The sequence below is a fragment of the Prevotella sp. P5-64 genome, from assembly GCF_002251285.1.
In the GTDB taxonomy this organism is placed as follows: domain Bacteria; phylum Bacteroidota; class Bacteroidia; order Bacteroidales; family Bacteroidaceae; genus Prevotella.
Map to the genome: position 1 here is coordinate 65,174 of NZ_NPJK01000029.1, position 18,290 is coordinate 83,463.

Here is an 18,290-nt window from a genome sequence, read left to right on the forward strand (position 1 = left end):
AACTCTATTTATGAAGAAGGCTTGCTTGGACTTGACCGTAAGTTCCATCGACCACCTCAACGAGAAGTACGTACTCATCAAGTTGACTTCTCAGGACGCCATGCCGCCTATGGCGCCTGGTCAGTTTGTTGAGGTGAAGGTAGAAAAGTCTCCCAATACTTTTCTGCGTCGTCCTATATCCATTCACAATTTTGATGCCGAGACCAACGAACTTTGGCTCCTTGTCGCCCGTATTGGCGACGGTACCCGCCAGATGGGCGAGCTCCATGTCGGCGATACCCTCAACTGTGTCCTTCCTTTGGGCAATGGCTTCACCATGCCCGACACTGCCGACAAGCGTCTGCTTCTGGTTGGCGGCGGCGTGGGTGTGGCCCCTCTGCTCTATTTCGGAGCCGAGATAAAGAAGATGGGCGGCCGTCCCTCGTTCCTTCTTGGCGCTCGCACCAAGACCGACCTGCTCCAGTTGGAGCTTTTCGAGGCGCTGGGCGATGTCTATGTCACCACCGAAGACGGCAGCTATGGTGAGCGCGGATTTGTCACCAATCACTCGGTGCTGCAGACTACGCATTTCGACCAGATATCCTGCTGTGGCCCCAAGCCGATGATGAAGGCTGTAGCCGCCTATGCCACCAAGCACGACGTAAGCTGCGAGGTGTCGTTGGAGAATATGATGGCCTGTGGTCTGGGTGCTTGTCTGTGCTGTGTAGAGAAGACTATTGAGGGCAATTTGTGTGTATGTAAAGATGGTCCGGTGTTAAATATTAAGAAACTGTTATGGCAAGTCTAAATGTAAAGATAAATAACCTAGAACTCTCCAACCCGGTAATGACCGCATCGGGCACTTTCGGGTATGGATTGGAGTTTGCCGACCTCGTGCCTCTGCATGAGATTGGCGGCATTATCGTCAAAGGAACCACCCTGCGTCCACGCGAGGGCAACGACTATCCCCGTATGGCCGAAGTCGCTTCGGGTATGCTCAACTGTGTGGGGCTGCAGAACAAGGGTGTCGATTATTTCTGCTCCCACATCTATCCGCAGATTAAGGATATCGACACGCGGATGATTGTCAACGTCAGTGGCAGTACGCCCGAAGACTATGCCGAGTGTGCCGCCCGCATCGACGCCCTCGACAAGATACCTGCCATCGAGCTCAATATCTCTTGTCCCAATGTCAAGGACGGTGGAATGGCCTTCGGCGTGACTTGCGCCGGCGCCACGAGTGTGGTCAAGGCCGTGCGCGAGCGTTATCACAAGACGCTCATCGTAAAGCTATCGCCCAATGTGACCGATATTGCCGAGATAGCCCGTGCCTGTGAGGCTGAAGGCGCCGACAGCGTGTCGCTCATCAATACCCTCATGGGTATGGCCATTGAAACCGAGCGCCGTTGCCCCAAGCTGAGTATCGGTACCGGCGGACTGAGCGGTCCTGCCGTCAAGCCTGTTGCCCTGCGCATGGTGTGGCAGGTGGCACGTGCCGTCAAGATACCTGTCATCGGACTTGGCGGTATCTCTTCGGCCCAGGATGCCATCGAGTTCCTTATGGCTGGAGCCACAGCCATAGAGATAGGCACAGCCAACTTCATAGACCCCGCCATCGCCTACAAGGTAAAGACCGGCATCAACGACTGGCTCGACAGTCATGGCTGTGCTTCGGTACAGGAGATTATCGGCGCCGTCAATGCTTAGACAGTGACTGCAGGCCGACTGGCTCTGCATAGTGGATAATGAATGATAGCAACCGTCAGCGGGCGACTCACACGAGCGCTCTCTGGCGGTTTACTTTTGATTATGGCCACCGCCACTACTCCGAAGGGCATCGCTCTGACTCCTTGGCTGACCATGCTCGGCGCCCCCGATATGATAAAAAAAATGAAAATCGTTGCCTCTGAACGAAAATTATGAAGAAATAGGGTGTTTTTCTTTTATTTTTGCTTAACTTTGCGCAGCTTTGAGCTTGTGTTATATGGCTTTGGGCTATGCCTCGTCATTGTGGCGGCGGTATATATTATAAATGTATAATCAATAATAGCAAATAGATTACAATCTGATGAAGCGTATTCAGTATATCATTTTATTGTTTTTGGGACTGAGTTTCTTATGGTCATGCAACGATACCGAGACCTATGCCGAGCGCAAGGCCAAGGAGCGCGCAGCCATAGGCAAGTATATTGCCGACTCGGCAGTAAACGTTATCAGCGAGGCCAAGTTCAAGGCCAATGGCTACAAGACCGACGTGTCTAAAAATGAATTTGTACTTTTCGAGAGCAATGGTGTCTATATGCAGATTGTGCGCCAAGGATGTGGCGAGAAGCTCAAGGATGGCGAGACCGCCTATGTGCTCTGCCGTTTCACCGAGCGCAACCTGCTCACCGACTCCATACAGCTTACCAACAATATCCTCTATTACTCCGACTATTACGACAAGATGTCAGTAACCAACACATCGGGCACCTTCACCGCATCGTTCGATACCAAGAAGTGTCTCATGTATCAGGTCTATGGCACCACCTCTGTACCTGGTGGATGGCTTGTGCCCTTTACCTACATCAATCTTGGGCGTCCGGAGAACGAGAACGAAGAGATAGCCAAGGTACGACTTATCGTACCGGCTGCCCAGGGACAGAGCTATGCGATGCAGACCGTCTATCCCTGTCTGTATGATATAACTTATAAACGCGGAAGATAACTTTTAAGTAATTATGACACTCATCAAATCCATTTCAGGTATTCGTGGCACCATAGGCGGTCACACCGGCGACACTCTCAACCCGCTGGACATCGTAAAGTTTACCACAGCCTATGCCACATTCATTGGCAAGACCAAGAAGACCAACAAGATAGTAGTAGGCCGTGACGCCCGCATCTCGGGCTCGATGGTCAATCGCGTCGTTTGCGGTACCCTCATGGGTATGGGCTTCGATGTCATTGATATCGGTCTGGCCACCACACCCACTACCGAACTGGCAGTGCGCATGAGCGGCGCCGATGGTGGTATCATCATCACCGCCAGCCACAACCCACGCCAGTGGAACGCCCTGAAGCTCCTCAATGCCGAGGGCGAATTCCTTACCGCTGCCGACGGTGCCGAGGTGCTCGCCATAGCCGAGGCCGAGGCTTTCGACTATGCCGACGTAGACCATCTGGGCCATTACACCAGCGACGACAGTTTCGACCAGCGCCATATCGACAGTGTGCTGGCTCTCGAGCTCGTTGACCGCGAGGCTATCCGCAATGCCCACTTCCGTGTGGCTGTCGACACTGTCAATTCTGTGGGTGGCGTTATCCTGCCCCGTCTGCTCGACGCTCTGGGCGTAGAGTATACCATGCTCTATGGCGAGCCCACCGGCGATTTCGCCCACAACCCCGAGCCTCTGGAGAAGAATCTCGGCGGCATCATGAGCGAGGTTGCCAAGGGCGGTTACGACCTGGGTATCGTGGTCGACCCCGATGTAGACCGTCTGGCCTTCATTCAGGAAGACGGCAAGATGTATGGCGAGGAATACACCCTCGTGACCGTGGCCGACTATATTCTGGACCATGTCAAGGGTGCCACTGTGAGCAATCTGAGTTCTACCCGTGCCCTGCGCGACGTCACCGAGCGCCACGGATGCAAGTATTATGCTTCGGCAGTAGGCGAGGTCAACGTCACCACCAAGATGAAAGAAGTGGGTGCCGTCATTGGCGGCGAGGGCAATGGCGGAGTCATCTATCCCGAGAGCCACTACGGTCGCGACGCCCTCGTGGGCATCGCCCTGTTCCTCTCGTCGCTGGCCCAGAAGAAACTTACCGTCAGCCAGCTGCGCGCCACCTTCCCCACCTATTATATCGCCAAGAACCGCATCGACCTTACCCCTGAGACCGATGTCGACGCTATCCTGGTCAAGGTCAAGGAACTCTATGGCAAGGAGGCCGATGTGACCGTAACCGACATCGACGGCGTGAAGCTCGACTTCCCCGACCGTTGGGTGCACCTCCGCAAGAGCAACACCGAGCCTATCATTCGCGTCTATAGCGAGGCTTCCACTATGGAGGCTGCCGACGCGCTGGGCAAGCGCCTGATGGACGTAGTCTATTCGATGCAATAAGCCGGATGGACTAAAGCGGAAACAGCAAGACTGTTTAACTTTACTATATAAGCCCACACCTTCAGCATGAACGGTGTGGGCTTTTCTGTAACCAATAAAAAAGACAGCAGACTTCACTTTGCGGAGGTCTGCTGTCATCGTCAGGCCGGTTGTCAGAATTGCTGTTGTGGTGGCATGGATGCCGGCAATTCCTCCCGTACCTATATTTTAATATATGCTTTACTCGGGGATATTCTTGAGTATCTCGAGCAGGTGGTCCCATACCATCTGTACAGTGGGGATGAGCAGACGCTCATCGGGAGTGTGTACATAGCGCAGTGTGGGGCCGAAACTTACCATGTCGAGGTTGGGGTAGCGCTCTGAGAAGAGGCCGCACTCCAGACCGGCGTGTATTCCCAGCACCTTGGGCTCCTTGCCGAAGAGCTTGCGATAGGTCTCTGCGGTGATGTCTACCAGTTTGCTGTGTGGGTTCATCTTCCATGCAGGGTAGCCGTCAGTGGTTATCACCTTGGCACCAGCCAGACGGTAAGCGGCAGCCACGGTGTTGCACATGTTGTCGAGGTTGCTCATCACGCAAGAGCGTTGCGATGACAGTACCTCCACCTCGTTGTCGGTGGTCTTCACGGCGGCTACGTTGCTCGATGTCTCTACCAGCCAGTCGAGAGCCTCGTCCTGGCACATGGCGAAGACGCCGTTGTCTACAGCCTGCAGCGCGAAGATGATGTTGTCGCCTACAGCCTTGGTGATGACAGCTGCAGCGTCGGTGCTGGTGAGGGCAAACTCCATGGCGGTGTCTGTAACGTGGAACTCATCCTCTACATTGGCTACGAATATGTTGAAGTCGGCCTTGACCATCTCTTTGTCGGCAGCGGGAACGGCGAATACCACCTTGCCGTCGCGTGGGATGGCGTTGTGCAGCTTTCCGCTGTTGAAAGAAACCAGACGCACGTCGGTCTTCTGCATCTCGGCATAGATGAAGCGGGTGAGCAGCTTGATGGCATTGGCGCGCTTCTTGTTGATGTCGTCACCCGAGTGTCCGCCTACCAGGCCCTTCACGGCAGTTTCCATGAAGAAGTAACCGGCAGGTGCCTCTTCGCGCTCTACGCTGAACGTGGCGATGGTGCTACGGCCGCCGGCACAGCTTACGAAGAACTGGCCCTCGTCCTCAGAGTCGAGGTTGATGAGGTAGTCGCCGTTCATGAAGCCCGACTTCATACCTATGGCACCTGTGAGCTGGGTTTCCTCGTCGCGAGTGAACACACACTCGATGGGGCCATGCTCGATGTCGTCGCTGTCGAGCACTGCCAGCTCGATGGCACAACCTATACCGTCGTCGGCACCCAGTGTGGTGCCTTTGGCACGCAGCCATTCTCCGTCTACATAAGTCTGGATGGCATCCTTGTCAAAGTCGAACTCGATATCCACCAGCTTGTCGCAAACCATGTCCATGTGGCTCTGCAGGATTACCGTCTTGCGGTTCTCGTGGCCGGGGGTGGCGGGCTTGCGTATCAGTACGTTGCCTGTCTCGTCGACTACAGTCTCGAGACCATGGCTTTTACCAAACTCCTTGAGATACTCAATCATCTTCTCCTCGCGCTTGGAGGGGCGTGGAATCTGATTGATTTTAGCAAACTGCTCAAACACGCGAGCAGGTTTTAATTCTACGTTACTCATTTTTATGATTATTTATTTTGTCCTTTAATCTAAAAACGCTACCTTTGTCAGCAGAAAGGTGTCAATGTGATGCTGCAAAATTAATTAAAATGATAGAAACTCTACTATTAAGCGTGTTAATAATTGCTATTGCACTGGCATTATTGTGTGTGAAGTTGCTTTTTCGCAAGCACGGAGAGTTTTCTTCCCAGCATATCCATGACAGCAAGGCGATGAAAGACCGCGGAATACACTGCGTGATGGACCAGGACCGTGAAGCCCGCCAGAAGGGTGGGGCATACTGATGCGAAGGCCGTCGCCGCTAACGATGACAATAAATACTATAACTGATATGAAAAAAAATCTGATGAAAACCATGGTGGCAGTCGCAGCACTGTCGCTCGCTATGACCTCATGCAACAAGAGTACCGCTAACGATGAAGCCCAGGCTCAGCCCGTAGCTCCCGGTAGCCTGAAGATTGCCTATGTTGAGGTAGACTCGATTATGTCGCAGTATAAGTTCTGCAAAGACTATTCGCTCATTCTTCAGAAGAAGGGCCAGAACATCCAGAATACCCTTGCTGCCAAGCAGCAGCAGTTGCAGGCAGCCGCTGCCAACTTCCAGCAGAAGGTTCAGCAGAATGCTTATACCCGTGAGCAGGCCGAGGGCATCCAGGCTGGTCTGCAGAAGCAGAGCGCTGACCTCGATGCGCTCAATCGTCGTCTTTCCAACGAGTTCCAGGCAGAGACCGAGAAGTACAACGCCGCTCTGCGCGACTCTATCCAGCACTTCCTCGCTGCCTACAACAAGGACAAGAAGTATAGCCTTATCCTGAGCAAGGCCGGCGACAATCTGCTCTACGCCGACAAGGCTTACGACGTTACTGCCGAGGTGGTTGCCGGTCTCAACAAGGCCTACAAGCCCACAGCCGCTACCAAGAAGGCCACCGAAGAGAAGAAATAATTAGATACTTACCTTAGTGGGCGCACCGCAAGGCACGCCTCACAATCCACGACGGAGTATGTAGAAACCGCCGCTCACGAGCGAAAGAGTTTTTCATACTCCGTTTGTTTTGCCCTTTATCCTACACAGATTTTATTATGACCCGTCAACAGCGTTACCAGCGTGTGCTCGATTATTATCGTGAAGCCATGCCCAAGGTTACCACCGAGCTCCAGTTTGGTTCGGCTTTCCAGTTGCTGGTAGCCACGCTCCTCAGTGCCCAGTGCACCGACAAGCGCATCAACCAGGTTACCCCAGCCCTTTTCTCCCGTTATCCCACCGCGCAGGCCATGGCCCAGGCCGAGGTCGACGATGTGCTGCAGCTCATCAGTTCGGTGAGCTATCCCAATGCCAAGGCCAACCATCTGGTAGCCATGGCGCGCCAGCTGGTCAGCGACTTCCATGGCGAAGTTCCCTCCGACCGCTCCCAGCTCATGACATTGCCGGGCGTAGGGCGCAAGACCGCCAATGTCATCCAGGCCGTGTGGTTCGGTAAGCCCACCATGGCTGTTGATACCCATGTCTATCGTGTCAGCCACCGTCTGGGCCTCGTTCCCCAGACTGCCAATACGCCTCTGAAGGTCGAACAGCAGCTCATGCGCTATATCCCCGTCCAGGACATCCCCGACGCCCACCACTGGCTCCTGCTCCATGGGCGCTATATCTGTCGGAGCAATCGTCCGCTCTGTGGCGAATGTCCCTTCGATTCATTCTGTCCAAAAAGATTTGACGATTCAAAATTATAAAATAAGGATTATGAATACTAAACTCATACTTGGATTTCTCGATACCGTGGCTCGCAATAACAATAGACCTTGGTTCCTCGAACATAAGAAAGAATACAATATATGTAAAGCCGATTTTGAGGCCGATATCACGCGTGCCATTGCCGAGATAGCTACCATCGACGCCGAGGTGGCACATCTCACGGCCAAAGACTGTATCTACCGCTTCAACCGCGATACCCGTTTCAGTCCCGACAAGTCGCCCTACAAGCGCCACTTCGGTGCCTTGATTTGTGCCAAGGGCCGCAAGTCGCTCCGCGGCGGTTACTATATCCATCTGCAGCCGGGCCACAGTTTCATAGCCATCGGCTCCTACTGGCTGCCCACTCCTATCCTTACCGCATGCCGCAACGAGATTATGGGCAACATCGACCTCTGGCGCAAGGCTGTCGAGGCGGGTCCCTTCGTGCGCTATTTCGGTTATCCCGGCGAGGGCGGGATGAACGATGACGAGATGAGCGACCGCGGCTTTGGCATTGCCATGCTCAAGACGGCGCCCAAGGGTTTCCCGCGCGACTATCCCTACATCGACTATCTGCGCATGAAGGACTACTGCTGCTGGAAGCGTGTGCCCGACAGTCTCTTCGACGCTCCCGACTGGCCCCACCAGCTGCTCAAGTATTTCGAGGCTGCCAAACCCATGATGGACATGATGAACAGCGTCATCGACGATTACGAATAGCCCTCTGTTGCGACGAGACATAAAAAAGGCTCTACCCATGCTGATGGGTAGAGCCTTTTCTATAAATGGCGTGTATGTTAGAAGCGCATCTTTACTACCACGGGATAGTGGTCAGAAGGATTGCGGCGTACACCCTCTTTGAGTTTTACATCCATAGGAGCGTTGGGTGATGGTTTGGCTTCATACATCTCCACATTGTCCCAGTAACCGTCGGTGCGGATGGCGTAGCGGTCCACCTTGAAGCTCTTGCTTACAAAGATGTGGTCGATACGGCTGTTGCTGCAGTTGAGCGGGTTGAAGTCGTTGAATGTGCCGTTGGTGGCAAAGCGATACTTGCTCACCTCGTAGCAGTCGTTGAGGAATCCGGAGTTGATGAATACCTGGAAGGGCTCGCTGCGCTGGTCGACGTTGAAGTCGCCGGTAAGGATAACGGGGTCGTTCTTCTTCATCAGCTCGCGCATCTTGCTCACGATGAGCTTGGCGCCCTCTCGGCGTGCTGTCACACCGATGTGGTCCATGTGGGTGTTGAAGAAATAGAAGGTATGCTTGGTCTTGAGGTCCTTGAAGTAGCCCCATGAGCACACGCGCTTGCAGGCGGCGTCCCATCCCAGCTCTGCCTTGGTGGGGTCTTCGGCCAGCCAGAACGTGCCGCTGTCCAGCAGCTTGTAGCGGTCCTTCTTGTAGAATACGGGCGAATATTCGCCGCCCTCCTTGCCGTCCTCGCGGCCTACGCCTACGTAGGCATACTCGGGCATGAGACGCAGCATATCGTCTATCTGCTCTTTCTTAACTTCCTGGCAACCGAATACGCCTGGGTCTTCAAACTGTATCTGCTGACACATATACACTGAGCGCTTCTCCCAGCCGTTGCCGTTCTTGGCATCACCGCGGTTGGCGTTGCGGATGTTGTAGCTGCACACTACCAGGTCTTGTGCCGAGGCCATGAGGGCCATCATGAGGCACATGACAATCAAAAAGTTTTTCTTCATTGTTATTATATGGTTTATAAGTTTACTCCTTGCCTTTCTTTCCCTTCACGTAGACCAGCGCGGCACCGATAGCTGTGCAGAACTCGCTGTACTCGGGGATGATGAACCGCACGCCAAACAGCTTCTCCATCGAGGGGAACACCGTCTTGCACTGAGGCAGTAGCGTGAGGTTGCCTATGAGCACATACTCCTTGATGCCGCTGCCAAGCGACGAGAGTATGGTGGTCGAACCGATGGTCTGCAGCACGGTGGTGATGATGCCCAGCGCGATGTCTTCCCGCGTGGCGTTGCTCTTGGCATTGCCGAAGAGGCTTGCGGTCGCGTCTTTGGGCAGTCCGGGCAGTGGGTTGGGGCTGATGTCGCCTATCTGCACATCTATATTCTTCAGGTCGCCCTCGTTTGCCAGCTTGTTGATGGTGTGTATGTCGTCGGTCTGGAGCATGATGCGCGAGAGTCCCATCAGGGTGCCTCCGCCCACACCGATACCTCCGATATGGCGGATGTCGTCGCCGATACACTGCACGAGCGACGTACCGGTGCCCATCGATACCACTATCATCCGGTCGATGTCGGTCTCGTAGCTGGCGCCCAGTCCGTCGGAGATAAACTCGTCGGCCTTGGCTGTGGGCAGACCATAGATGGGCGAGTCGATGTAAGCTGCGCCTACGCCAGTAATCATGACCTGTTCCACGTCGCTCAGACTGATTTTGTTGTCATAGAGATACTTGCCGAAGGCGCCGTAGAGCGAAGCCACCGGGTCGGTGGCCTTGATGCGCTTGGGCGCTACCACTTGGCCTTCGTCGTTAATTCCCACTATCTTGGTGGTACTTATGCCCACATCTATACCTATTACAATAGCCATTGTCCGGGTTGTGATTATTATGGTGCAAAAGTAGCCAAAAAAGCTGGATTATGAGCCCTTTGCGCCAAAAATGTATGCCAATAACCCAAAAAACATATTTATATATAGCATGGGCCCCACGCAATCGGCATGATTAGCCTTCGCAGACAGCCTGGCCGCGGTCTCTTTACATTTCACTCCATTGTCATAGTGCCTTAACACGATTGTAATAACTGTTGCCTACCTTTGCGGCAGTAAAACAAAAACAAGAAATATGAGTGCAATTTATTTTCTCATTGTAGTGTTTCTGCTCTGCTTGGCGCTGTTCGACCTCTATGTCGGCGTAAGCAATGATGCAGTCAACTTTCTGCAGTCTGCGGTAGGTGCGCGCGTTGCCGCCTTTCGCACCATTCTCTTTGTGGCATCTGCCGGTGTCATATTAGGCGCCGTGATGTCGTCGGGCATGATGGATGTGGCACGCCATGGCATCATGATGCCCAACCACTATGCCATGAGCGAGGTGATGGTGGTCTTTCTGGCGGTGATGGTGACCGATGTGATAGTGCTCGACGTGTTCAACTCGCTCGGCATGCCCACCTCTACCACCGTGTCGCTGGTATTCGAGCTCTTGGGAGCCGCTGCCATCCTCGCCGCTGTCAAGATGATGGGCGACGGCAGTCTGCAAATCAATGACCTACTCAATACAGACAAGGCGCTGAGCGTTATCCTTGCCATCTTCGTGTCGGTGGCTGTAGCCTTCGTCTTCGGTGTGGCTGTGCAGTGGATAGCTCGCTTGGTGTTCACCTTCCGTCAGACCGGTGGCGGCCTGGTGGCTGTGGCGCTCTTTGGCGGCATCGCCTTCACCGCTCTGGCTTACTTCATCTTCCTCAAGGGAATGGGTGGCTCGCCCTATATCTCTGAGAGCGTGAGAACCTGGATTGGCATGCACATCCCCATGCTGCTGCTCAGCATCGGCGGAGTCTCCACGGTGCTGATGGGCGTGCTCCATCTGCTGCGTGTCAATGTCTTCCGCATCGTGGTGCTCATGGGTACCTTTGCCCTGGCTATGGCATTTGCCGGCAACGACCTGGTCAACTTCATCGGTGTGCCTCTGGCTGGACTCGACAGTTATCTCGACTATTATAACAATGGTCTCTCTACGGGCGTGGCCCCCACCCAGTACATGATGACCTCGCTCATGCAGCCTGCCAAGACTCCCGTGGTCTTCCTGCTCATAGCCGGTCTGGTGATGATTACGGCTATGGCTACCTCGAAGAAGGCCAAGCGCGTGATACAGACCTCGGTAGACCTGGCCCGTCAGGACGAGGGCGACGAGATGTTCGGCTCGTCACGTGCCGCCCGCGCCATCGTGCGCACCGTGCAGAGTGTGAGCGACAGCGTGGGTGCTGTGGTTCAGCACATCCCGGTTGTCAATAAAATCAACCAGTGGATAAACCGTCGTTTTGCCCCCGTATCGGTCAAGTCCAACGATGCAGCTGCCTTTGATGTGGTGCGTGCAGCCGTCAACCTGGTGCTGGCGTCAATGCTTATCACCATCGGTACCAACTACGCCCTCCCGCTCAGTACCACCTATGTCACCTTCATGGTGGCCATGGGTTCATCACTTGCCGACCGGGCCTGGAGTCGCGAGAGTGCCGTGTTCCGCATCACCGGCGTGCTGTCGGTCATCGGTGGATGGTTTATCACAGCCGGTGCCGCCTTCATCGCAGCCGCCGTGGTTTGCGCCGCAATGTACTATGGAGGCTTGGCTGTGCAGATAGGTTTCATCGCCCTGGTGGTCTATATCCTCTTCTTCTCTGGCAAAAGCAAGAAACGTGGCGAGTGCGACGCCGACGGCAAAGACCTCTTCCGTCTGATGATGCGTGCCCAGGAGCCCGAGATAGTTTGGGATTTGCTCAAGAAGTATGTGCGCCACACCCAGAGCGCCATTACCGCCAGACTGCTCGATGACTATGAGATGCTCATTGATGGATTTGAGAGCAACCGTCCTTCGCCCCTGCGCAAGGTGATGCGCCATCTGCGTCGCGCCAAGCAGGAACTGCGCAACGTGCGCAAGCAGCAGCTCGTGGCGCTGCAGCGTGTGCCCATTGAGATGGCTATGGAGCGTAACACCTGGTTCCACGTGGGTGTCAATGCCAGCCAGCAGCTCATCTATTGCATGCAGCGTATGCTCGAGCCAATCAAGGAGCACGTGGATAACAACTTCACCCCTGTTCCTATGTATGTCTGCACCGAGTATCAGATGATTAAGATTAGAATCGTCGAACTGATGCGCGACACCGAGACCCAGATTTCCACAGGCCGTTTCGACCGCTATCGTGATACCCTTGCCGCTGCCGACCAGCTCAAGGACGAACTCTCGCAGTATCGTCATCGCCAGATAGACCGTCTGCAGGGTATCGAGGACAACGGCCAGCTGCAGGTAGGTATGCTCTATCTCAATCTGCTGCAAGAGAGTCAGCAGCTGTTGAGCAACCTGCGTCACCAGTTGCGTGCAGCCAAGAAGTTTATGGAGTAGCCACATACGCTATAATAATAGATATGGAGAGCGTGTTGCCCACTGACGGTGGGAGCACGCTCTCCATTTTTTTGTCGGTTTTCTTGGTCGTCCCCCGTGAATGCACTACCTTTGCATCGATATAGATAGTTAAGATGATGACAGTCATAAGATATATTCTCGCCCTGTGTGTCGCGACTGCCCTTGTGGGCTGCGATAACAGAGCTACACAGCCGGTGGCCGAAGCGGCTGAGCCCATCGACTCCATCCCCATGATGGTGATGCAGATACAGCAGTGTTCGCGCCTATATACCACTGAGTATAAGGTGCGCAAGATAATAACCCAAGACGACGAACAGGCGGTGAGTGGCAGGTTGCTTGGCCGTCCCTTCAGCGTGACTCTGCCCACTGGCAAGCGCTCGGTGGCTATTCCCATCGATGCCACCATCAAGGGCTATATAGACTTTGCCGACTTCTCGGCTTCCAATATCACCCGCAGTGGAGATAGGATTGAGATAGTCTTGCCCGACCCTCAGGTGGTGATGACCTCGACCCGCATAGACCACGACAATGCCAAGGAGCGCGTGCCCCTCTTGCGCACCCATTACACCGACGCCGAGCTCAGCGCCATTGAGCGTCGCGGCCGCCAGTCCATTATCAGCAGCATACCCCAAATGGGCATCATCGAGTCTGCCCGCGCCAATGCTGCCGCCCTGCTCATACCGATGATAGAGCAGATGGGCTTCCAGCGCGACCATATCACCATTACGTTCAGACAAGACTTCGGTCCTGCCGACCTTATCAAACGTCTTACCCGTCAAACCTCCGAACATGGTAAAGCAAGACAATAAGAAGAAATCATTGGCGCGCCGCATCCTCGGCGCCATTCCCGTCAATGCCTGGATAGCCTTCTTTGTGGTGGGGGGCATCGCCCTGATGCTGCTTTGGATGGTCTATGGCCCAGGCGAAAGCAATGTGGTCACCACAGAGCGCGTGGAGCGGGTGACGCTCACGCCTACGCAGATAAAGTCTATTGAGAGCATCGGCGAATGGGAGTTCCTCGCCGTCAGCGATGAAGAGATTGTCGATACGGTCTCACATGGATTCTTTGGCGATTCCGAACTGATACGCATCTATTATGGTACCCTCCGTATGGGTATCGATTTGCGTCAGGCCCGTAAGGGATGGATTAGGCTTGAGGGCGATACAGTCTGTGCCGACCTGCCTCCCGTCCGCCTGCTGGGCAATGAGTTTATCGATGAGGCCCGCACCCAGACCTTCTATGAGACTGGCACCTGGACAGCTGCCGACCGCAAGCGCCTCTACCTCAAAGCCAGTCGTATCATGCGTCAGCGCGTTGTCAACAGGGATAACCTGAACAAAGCCAGCCAACAAGCCGAAGCCCAGATGGACAAACTGCTTCATGCTATGGGTTTCGAGCATGTGCGCATCACTGTCGGCAAATGACAAAAGCAAAAGGACAAGCCCCGAGAGCTTGTCCTTTTGTGTTTTATATATAGTATTCAGCGCTGTCCACCAGTCCGGCTCTCAGCGCATAGCGTGTGGCTTCGTGGACATTGTTGACGCCTATCTTGCGGAATATGTTCTTGCGGTGGGTGTTGACAGTGTGGAAGCTGGAGTAGCGCTTCTCGGCTATTTCGCGTGTGGTGAGCCCCAAGGCGATGTCGCGCAGTATCTCTGTCTCTGTGGGCGTGAGCCTGTTTTCCTCCTGTGTGGTCTGCGTCGGTGTGAGCAGCATCTCTGTCATTCTCCTGCATATATACCTCCTGCCTTTTGCCACCTCTGCCAGTCCTTCTCGGATTTCTTCCAGGGGCGACTCCTTGAGCAGCACGCTGAAGCGGTTGTTTCCGGCGGCAGTCATGCGGACAAAGTCTACGCTCAGGTCTTCGCTGAACAGTACCCACGACGCCTGCGGGAAGCGCTGGTTGAGAATATGCAGTTCGGCAGCGTCGCCGATGTCAAACAGGGTGTAGTCGAGTATCACGATGGCGTCACCGTCGGCACACAGAGCCTCTATCAGTTCGGTTTTGTCATCGGTGTAGCGGTATTCATATCCCGCTTCATGACAGAGGAACATGAGCCCTGCCCTTGTGATGCCCTGTCTGTCTGCTATCAATATCTGCATGATGGTCTTTGTGTTTAGAACGACATGGAGAAACTGAATCTTATACCATTCTTCTTGATGTCGGGATTGTTGTTGTAATTGATTCTTCTTACGTAGTCGACACCGAAGAACTTGAAGATATTGTGTACGCCAGCCACCACTTCCATATAGGGCGTGTGGCTGTCCATGACGTGGCTTTCAGCAGGAAATCTGAACAGCAGAGGGTCGGCCGAGTTAACCATAGGGTTGTTTTTGTCAGTGAGTTTGCCAAACATGCCCTTGAAGCTGATGTACTCGCGCCACTTGAGATGGCGGATGAGCGGAATACGGTTGAGCACCTTGCCGTTGAGGTCCCAACTGATAGACCAGTAGGCGTAGCGGTCATTGAGAAACTCCATATTGCGCATCATCGAGAACGTGTTCTCATGCTCAAAGTACGATACATTGACCGGTGGCATAATCAGCAGTGGGAATGGCACCTTGCTCCATTGTGCCCCCACGTTGAGGCGGTTGTCTATATATCCCCAACTGCCCATCCAGAACCGTTTGTAGATACTGGCTTCGGTAAGGTTGAGCTTGTATTGGCCACCCAGCATGTGTTTGAAACCTGCGGTATGACTGATGCCGAATTCGGGAGCGTCGAAGTTGACCGGCAGACGCTGTTGCTTGGTGTTGATGTATGTCTGGCCGGGGCAGTATTTCAGTCCGGCTTTCACCTCAGTGGTGCGGATTTGCGATACATTGCTACCGTCGACATTATTGATAAAGCTAAGATTGCCCGTAGGGCTGTTGCTCTCCGCCTTTATCTGCGCGCTCATCTTCAGACCCCAGTCGGTCTCGTAGTCGAAAGCCAGACGCTGACGGTTGTAGAAGTACATCTGCTCCACTTTCTGTACACGAAACGCCATGAACATGTTGTCCTTGTTGTGCAGGAGGTATTTGTCGGCGGGAGACATCACGTCGCGCGTAGTTTCAAAGATGATGTTACGCTGGGGAAATTCAAACGGAACATTCTTCTTGCTGTTGAGCGAGTAGGTAAGTTCCGAAGAATAGTAATGCCTGTTCGAGCGCGAGCCATAGGCGTAGTATCCTTTCCAGAACAGGTGCGGATTGAGCTTGGCTGTCGTGCGGCCGCTGACACGGAAACGAAGGCCGTCGACGAAGTTGCTCGACACAATGGTATTGACTGGGCCGAAATCAAACTTGCTGTTCTTCTTGCTGCCGGTCTCGATGTAGTTCTCCATGAAGGCTTTCAAGGTAAACAATACCCACTTGTAGTTGCGCGATTGCTCCATACGGTGGATAAATGCATCCATCGACGACTCACATTTGGTCAGTTCCACAGCACGGTACTGGTTCCAGAAAGCGTCGTCCCTAATCATGGCGTCGGCTTCATGCCGCGTGTTGGCACGGCCCTTGAATATCTTGTTGGGCAGTTCGTCGAAAGCATAGTCACTCAGCCTCGTCGTGCGTATGCATACCACCTTGGCTGCCTTGGCTATGATGCTCAGCTCTGCCACCATGTCATCGGTCGTCAGCGCCCAGTCTCCATTGGGCAGACGGGTATATTCCTGTATTATCTTGATGTCGTCGATGAAGTTGACGTCACTCTTCTTGGGGATAGTCATGTTACACTTCTTGACATGCAGTGTCGAGTCGGCGAGGATATACAGGTCGCCCCTGAAGCCGAAGTCCTGCTGGTTGTTGGGGATGAATTGCAGGTGATAGCACAGGTCGCGGTCCACATACACTGTGTCCTCTATATAATAGCGGTAGAAGGAGATGGCTGTCTCACCGATAGGCGAGGTGAAGGGGTGTTGCAGCAGACGGATGTGGTTGTCATAGAGGTCTATGTCGGTAAACACGTCTTTGAGCATAGTATTAAGTATTTCGCCCGTCTGCAATACGTTGTTGATGCCATCACTACGTTGGCCCTTGATGATGGTCTTTGCCGACTTGGGGTCTTTGCGATACACATGCTGCGTCACCGTCTCGTCGACCGAGATGGGCAGGATGCGCTTGTGGTTATAGGGACTGGTCTCCACAAAGTCCACCAGCCACGGCGAGCGTTTGAAGAGCCCCTGCTCCAGGTCGCTGTCGCTGATGTCGTTGAGACCGAAGGTTATCTTCTGGTATTTGTTGAACTGGTAGTAGGGGTGGTTATCGAGATGGGTGCGCTTCTTGGCTGCGATGACACGACGCATGAGCTCCACGGCAGGGTTGTCCTTGCGGCGGTATTTGCCTCTGCGTGCCTTGACCACTATTTCGTCTATCTTGCGCGACTCCGATTTCAGCTTGATGGTCAACTCCTTGGTGGCGGCGTTGACGGTGATGGAGACAGGAGTGTAGCCTACCGAACTGAATGTCAGTGTCCAGCCCTCGTGGCGTTCGATGCTGAACTTGCCATCGGCATCGCTCGACACCGCCTTGTGCTGTCCCTTGTATGAGGCACTGGCGTAGGGTATCGGGCCGCCATCGTCAGCGTCCACTATCCGCCCCGTGAGCATCGCCTGTGCCATCATGGTGAGTTTTAGCATCACCAGCAATAGCACGAGGGTAGTCCTGCGAATTAAGAGTATGTTGTTGTCATCCATTTCTTTTACGTTGTTCGAAATACAAAGGTAAGCATATTGTTGGGATGCGAGAAAACTTTTTTGTCTTTTTATGTTTTTTTCGTTAAATAGCTTTTACATTATTTTTATAATCAGTACTTTTGCACTCATGATTAGGCATATACCCTTTGTTCCTACCTTGATAGCCACGGGCTTTGGCTGTGGCTTCTGGCCGTGGGGCCCTGGCACCATGGGAGCCCTCGTTGCCACCTTGCTGTGGATGGGGGCATCGTTCTGGCTCGACGCTGTCTCTCTGGCGTGGGTCACGCTTGCTGCCGCTGTGGTCTTCACCAGCTTGGGCACATGGGCTACCCACAAGTTGCAGCCGTTCTGGGGCGACGACCCCTCCCGTGTGGTTGTCGACGAGATGGTTGGAGTCTGGATTCCGCTCATCGTGTGCCCCGCGGGCCACTGGCTCTTTGCGGCGCTGGCGTTTGTCCTTTTCCGGTTTTTTGATATCGTCAAACCATTGGGCATCCGTGCCCTTGACCGTTGCCGTGGCGCTTTCTGGGTTATGGCCGACGATATTCTGGCTGGCATCTATTCTCTTCTCATCCTGTTACTGGTGATATGGATGATATGAAGACACAGCTCGTGACTTTCTGCAAGGCAGAGGCTTCGGCGGTTGTGGCTTCGGCAGCCGACTTCGCCGTCACGCTGATACTTGCTGAACTTCTGGGGTTATGGTATGTCTGCGCCACCTTTATCGGAGCCGTCACGGGAGGTGTGGTCAACTGCATGGTCAACTATCGATGGGTCTTCTCCGCACAGCGTCTGGGCAAGATGAGGCTTGCTCTGCGCTATATAGTGGTATGGGCGGGCAGCATCGGGCTCAATACGGGGCTTACCTATCTCGTCACCGAGCTCGCCGGTTGCAATTTCATCGTGTCCAAGGTGGTTGTGGCCTGCTTGGTGGCAGTCTTGTGGAACTATCAGATGCAGCGTTGCTATGTCTTCGCGTGCCGTCATGACAATATGGATAATAATCAATAGAAAT

At 53.9% G+C, this 18,290-nt stretch carries 18 protein-coding genes; 13 read left to right on the top strand and 5 right to left on the bottom strand.

The window, feature by feature from the left end:
• The first annotated feature begins 10 nt into the window (after nt 1-10).
• The 4 genes from CIK87_RS04775 to glmM all read left to right on the top strand — a co-directional run bounded on the left by CIK87_RS04775 (nt 11) and on the right by glmM (nt 4,085).
• A complete protein-coding gene (locus CIK87_RS04775; protein ID WP_022310778.1) occupies nt 11-787 on the top strand; it encodes a dihydroorotate dehydrogenase electron transfer subunit in 777 nt (258 codons plus the stop codon).
• Complete coding sequence (locus CIK87_RS04780) at nt 775-1,686, top strand: dihydroorotate dehydrogenase (protein ID WP_094385953.1); 912 nt, start codon at nt 775-777, stop codon at nt 1,684-1,686. Before CIK87_RS04775 ends, CIK87_RS04780 begins: the two co-directional genes overlap by 13 nt.
• 361 nt (nt 1,687-2,047) lie before the next feature.
• On the top strand, nt 2,048-2,686 hold the full coding sequence (locus CIK87_RS04785; RefSeq protein ID WP_022310776.1) for a DUF4827 domain-containing protein: 639 nt from the start codon (nt 2,048-2,050) through the stop codon (nt 2,684-2,686).
• Nucleotides 2,687-2,699: 13 nt separating this feature from the next.
• Nucleotides 2,700-4,085 (top strand): phosphoglucosamine mutase, encoded by a 1,386-nt coding sequence (glmM, locus tag CIK87_RS04790; protein WP_094385955.1) that lies wholly within the window; start codon nt 2,700-2,702, stop codon nt 4,083-4,085.
• Nucleotides 4,086-4,304: 219 nt separating this feature from the next.
• On the opposite strand, the gene CIK87_RS04795 is transcribed toward glmM, so the two are convergent.
• Entirely contained in the window at nt 4,305-5,759 is a 1,455-nt protein-coding gene (locus CIK87_RS04795; protein ID WP_022310774.1) for an aminoacyl-histidine dipeptidase, read from the bottom strand.
• 89 nt (nt 5,760-5,848) lie between these two features.
• On the opposite strand from CIK87_RS04795, the gene CIK87_RS04800 reads away from it, so the two are divergent.
• The 4 genes from CIK87_RS04800 (at nt 5,849) to CIK87_RS04815 (ending at nt 8,208) form a co-directional block, all read left to right on the top strand.
• A complete protein-coding gene (locus CIK87_RS04800; RefSeq protein ID WP_022310773.1) occupies nt 5,849-6,043 on the top strand; it encodes a hypothetical protein in 195 nt (64 codons plus the stop codon).
• 47 nt (nt 6,044-6,090) lie between these two features.
• The gene (locus tag CIK87_RS04805) at nt 6,091-6,702 is read left to right on the top strand and encodes an OmpH family outer membrane protein (protein ID WP_094385957.1); all 612 of its coding nucleotides are present in this window, start codon (nt 6,091-6,093) and stop codon (nt 6,700-6,702) included.
• A 137-nt stretch (nt 6,703-6,839) separates the two neighbouring features.
• Nucleotides 6,840-7,487, top strand: a complete 648-nt coding sequence (gene nth, locus CIK87_RS04810) for an endonuclease III (protein WP_094385959.1) — start codon at nt 6,840-6,842, stop codon at nt 7,485-7,487.
• A 10-nt stretch (nt 7,488-7,497) separates the two neighbouring features.
• Nucleotides 7,498-8,208 (top strand): DUF2461 domain-containing protein, encoded by a 711-nt coding sequence (locus CIK87_RS04815; protein ID WP_094385961.1) that lies wholly within the window; start codon nt 7,498-7,500, stop codon nt 8,206-8,208.
• 77 nt (nt 8,209-8,285) lie between these two features.
• Here CIK87_RS04815 and CIK87_RS04820 read toward each other — a convergent pair whose 3' ends face one another.
• Together CIK87_RS04820 and coaW are read right to left on the bottom strand one after the other, a co-directional pair.
• Nucleotides 8,286-9,197 carry an endonuclease/exonuclease/phosphatase family protein gene (locus CIK87_RS04820; protein WP_094385963.1) on the bottom strand — a complete coding sequence of 304 codons (912 nt, stop codon included), beginning with the start codon at nt 9,195-9,197 and terminating at the stop codon, nt 8,286-8,288.
• Between the two features lie 22 nt (nt 9,198-9,219).
• On the bottom strand, nt 9,220-10,059 hold the full coding sequence (gene coaW, locus CIK87_RS04825; protein ID WP_094385965.1) for a type II pantothenate kinase: 840 nt from the start codon (nt 10,057-10,059) through the stop codon (nt 9,220-9,222).
• Between the two features lie 253 nt (nt 10,060-10,312).
• On the opposite strand from coaW, the gene CIK87_RS04830 reads away from it, so the two are divergent.
• The 3 genes from CIK87_RS04830 (at nt 10,313) to CIK87_RS04840 (ending at nt 14,023) form a co-directional block, all read left to right on the top strand.
• The gene (locus CIK87_RS04830) at nt 10,313-12,577 is read left to right on the top strand and encodes an inorganic phosphate transporter (RefSeq protein ID WP_094385967.1); all 2,265 of its coding nucleotides are present in this window, start codon (nt 10,313-10,315) and stop codon (nt 12,575-12,577) included.
• Nucleotides 12,578-12,711: 134 nt separating this feature from the next.
• Nucleotides 12,712-13,407: a DUF4230 domain-containing protein gene (locus CIK87_RS04835; protein WP_254046014.1), complete on the top strand. Its 696-nt coding sequence runs from the start codon at nt 12,712-12,714 to the stop codon at nt 13,405-13,407.
• A complete protein-coding gene (locus CIK87_RS04840) occupies nt 13,388-14,023 on the top strand; it encodes a DUF4230 domain-containing protein (RefSeq protein WP_254046013.1) in 636 nt (211 codons plus the stop codon). Before CIK87_RS04835 ends, CIK87_RS04840 begins: the two co-directional genes overlap by 20 nt.
• Nucleotides 14,024-14,066: 43 nt before the next feature.
• Here the strand turns inward: CIK87_RS04840 and CIK87_RS04845 are convergent, their stop codons facing one another.
• On the bottom strand, nt 14,067-14,702 hold the full coding sequence (locus CIK87_RS04845) for a response regulator transcription factor (RefSeq protein ID WP_094385969.1): 636 nt from the start codon (nt 14,700-14,702) through the stop codon (nt 14,067-14,069).
• 14 nt (nt 14,703-14,716) lie between these two features.
• Complete coding sequence (locus tag CIK87_RS04850) at nt 14,717-17,275, bottom strand: DUF5686 and carboxypeptidase-like regulatory domain-containing protein (protein ID WP_173823479.1); 2,559 nt, start codon at nt 17,273-17,275, stop codon at nt 14,717-14,719.
• Between the two features lie 130 nt (nt 17,276-17,405).
• On the opposite strand from CIK87_RS04850, the gene CIK87_RS04855 reads away from it, so the two are divergent.
• Both CIK87_RS04855 and CIK87_RS04860 read left to right on the top strand, forming a co-directional pair.
• Nucleotides 17,406-17,876 carry a phosphatidylglycerophosphatase A gene (locus CIK87_RS04855; RefSeq protein WP_173823480.1) on the top strand — a complete coding sequence of 157 codons (471 nt, stop codon included), beginning with the start codon at nt 17,406-17,408 and terminating at the stop codon, nt 17,874-17,876.
• A complete protein-coding gene (locus CIK87_RS04860; protein WP_254046012.1) occupies nt 17,873-18,286 on the top strand; it encodes a GtrA family protein in 414 nt (137 codons plus the stop codon). The genes CIK87_RS04855 and CIK87_RS04860 overlap by 4 nt, the downstream gene beginning before the upstream one ends.
• Nucleotides 18,287-18,290 lie beyond the last annotated feature (4 nt).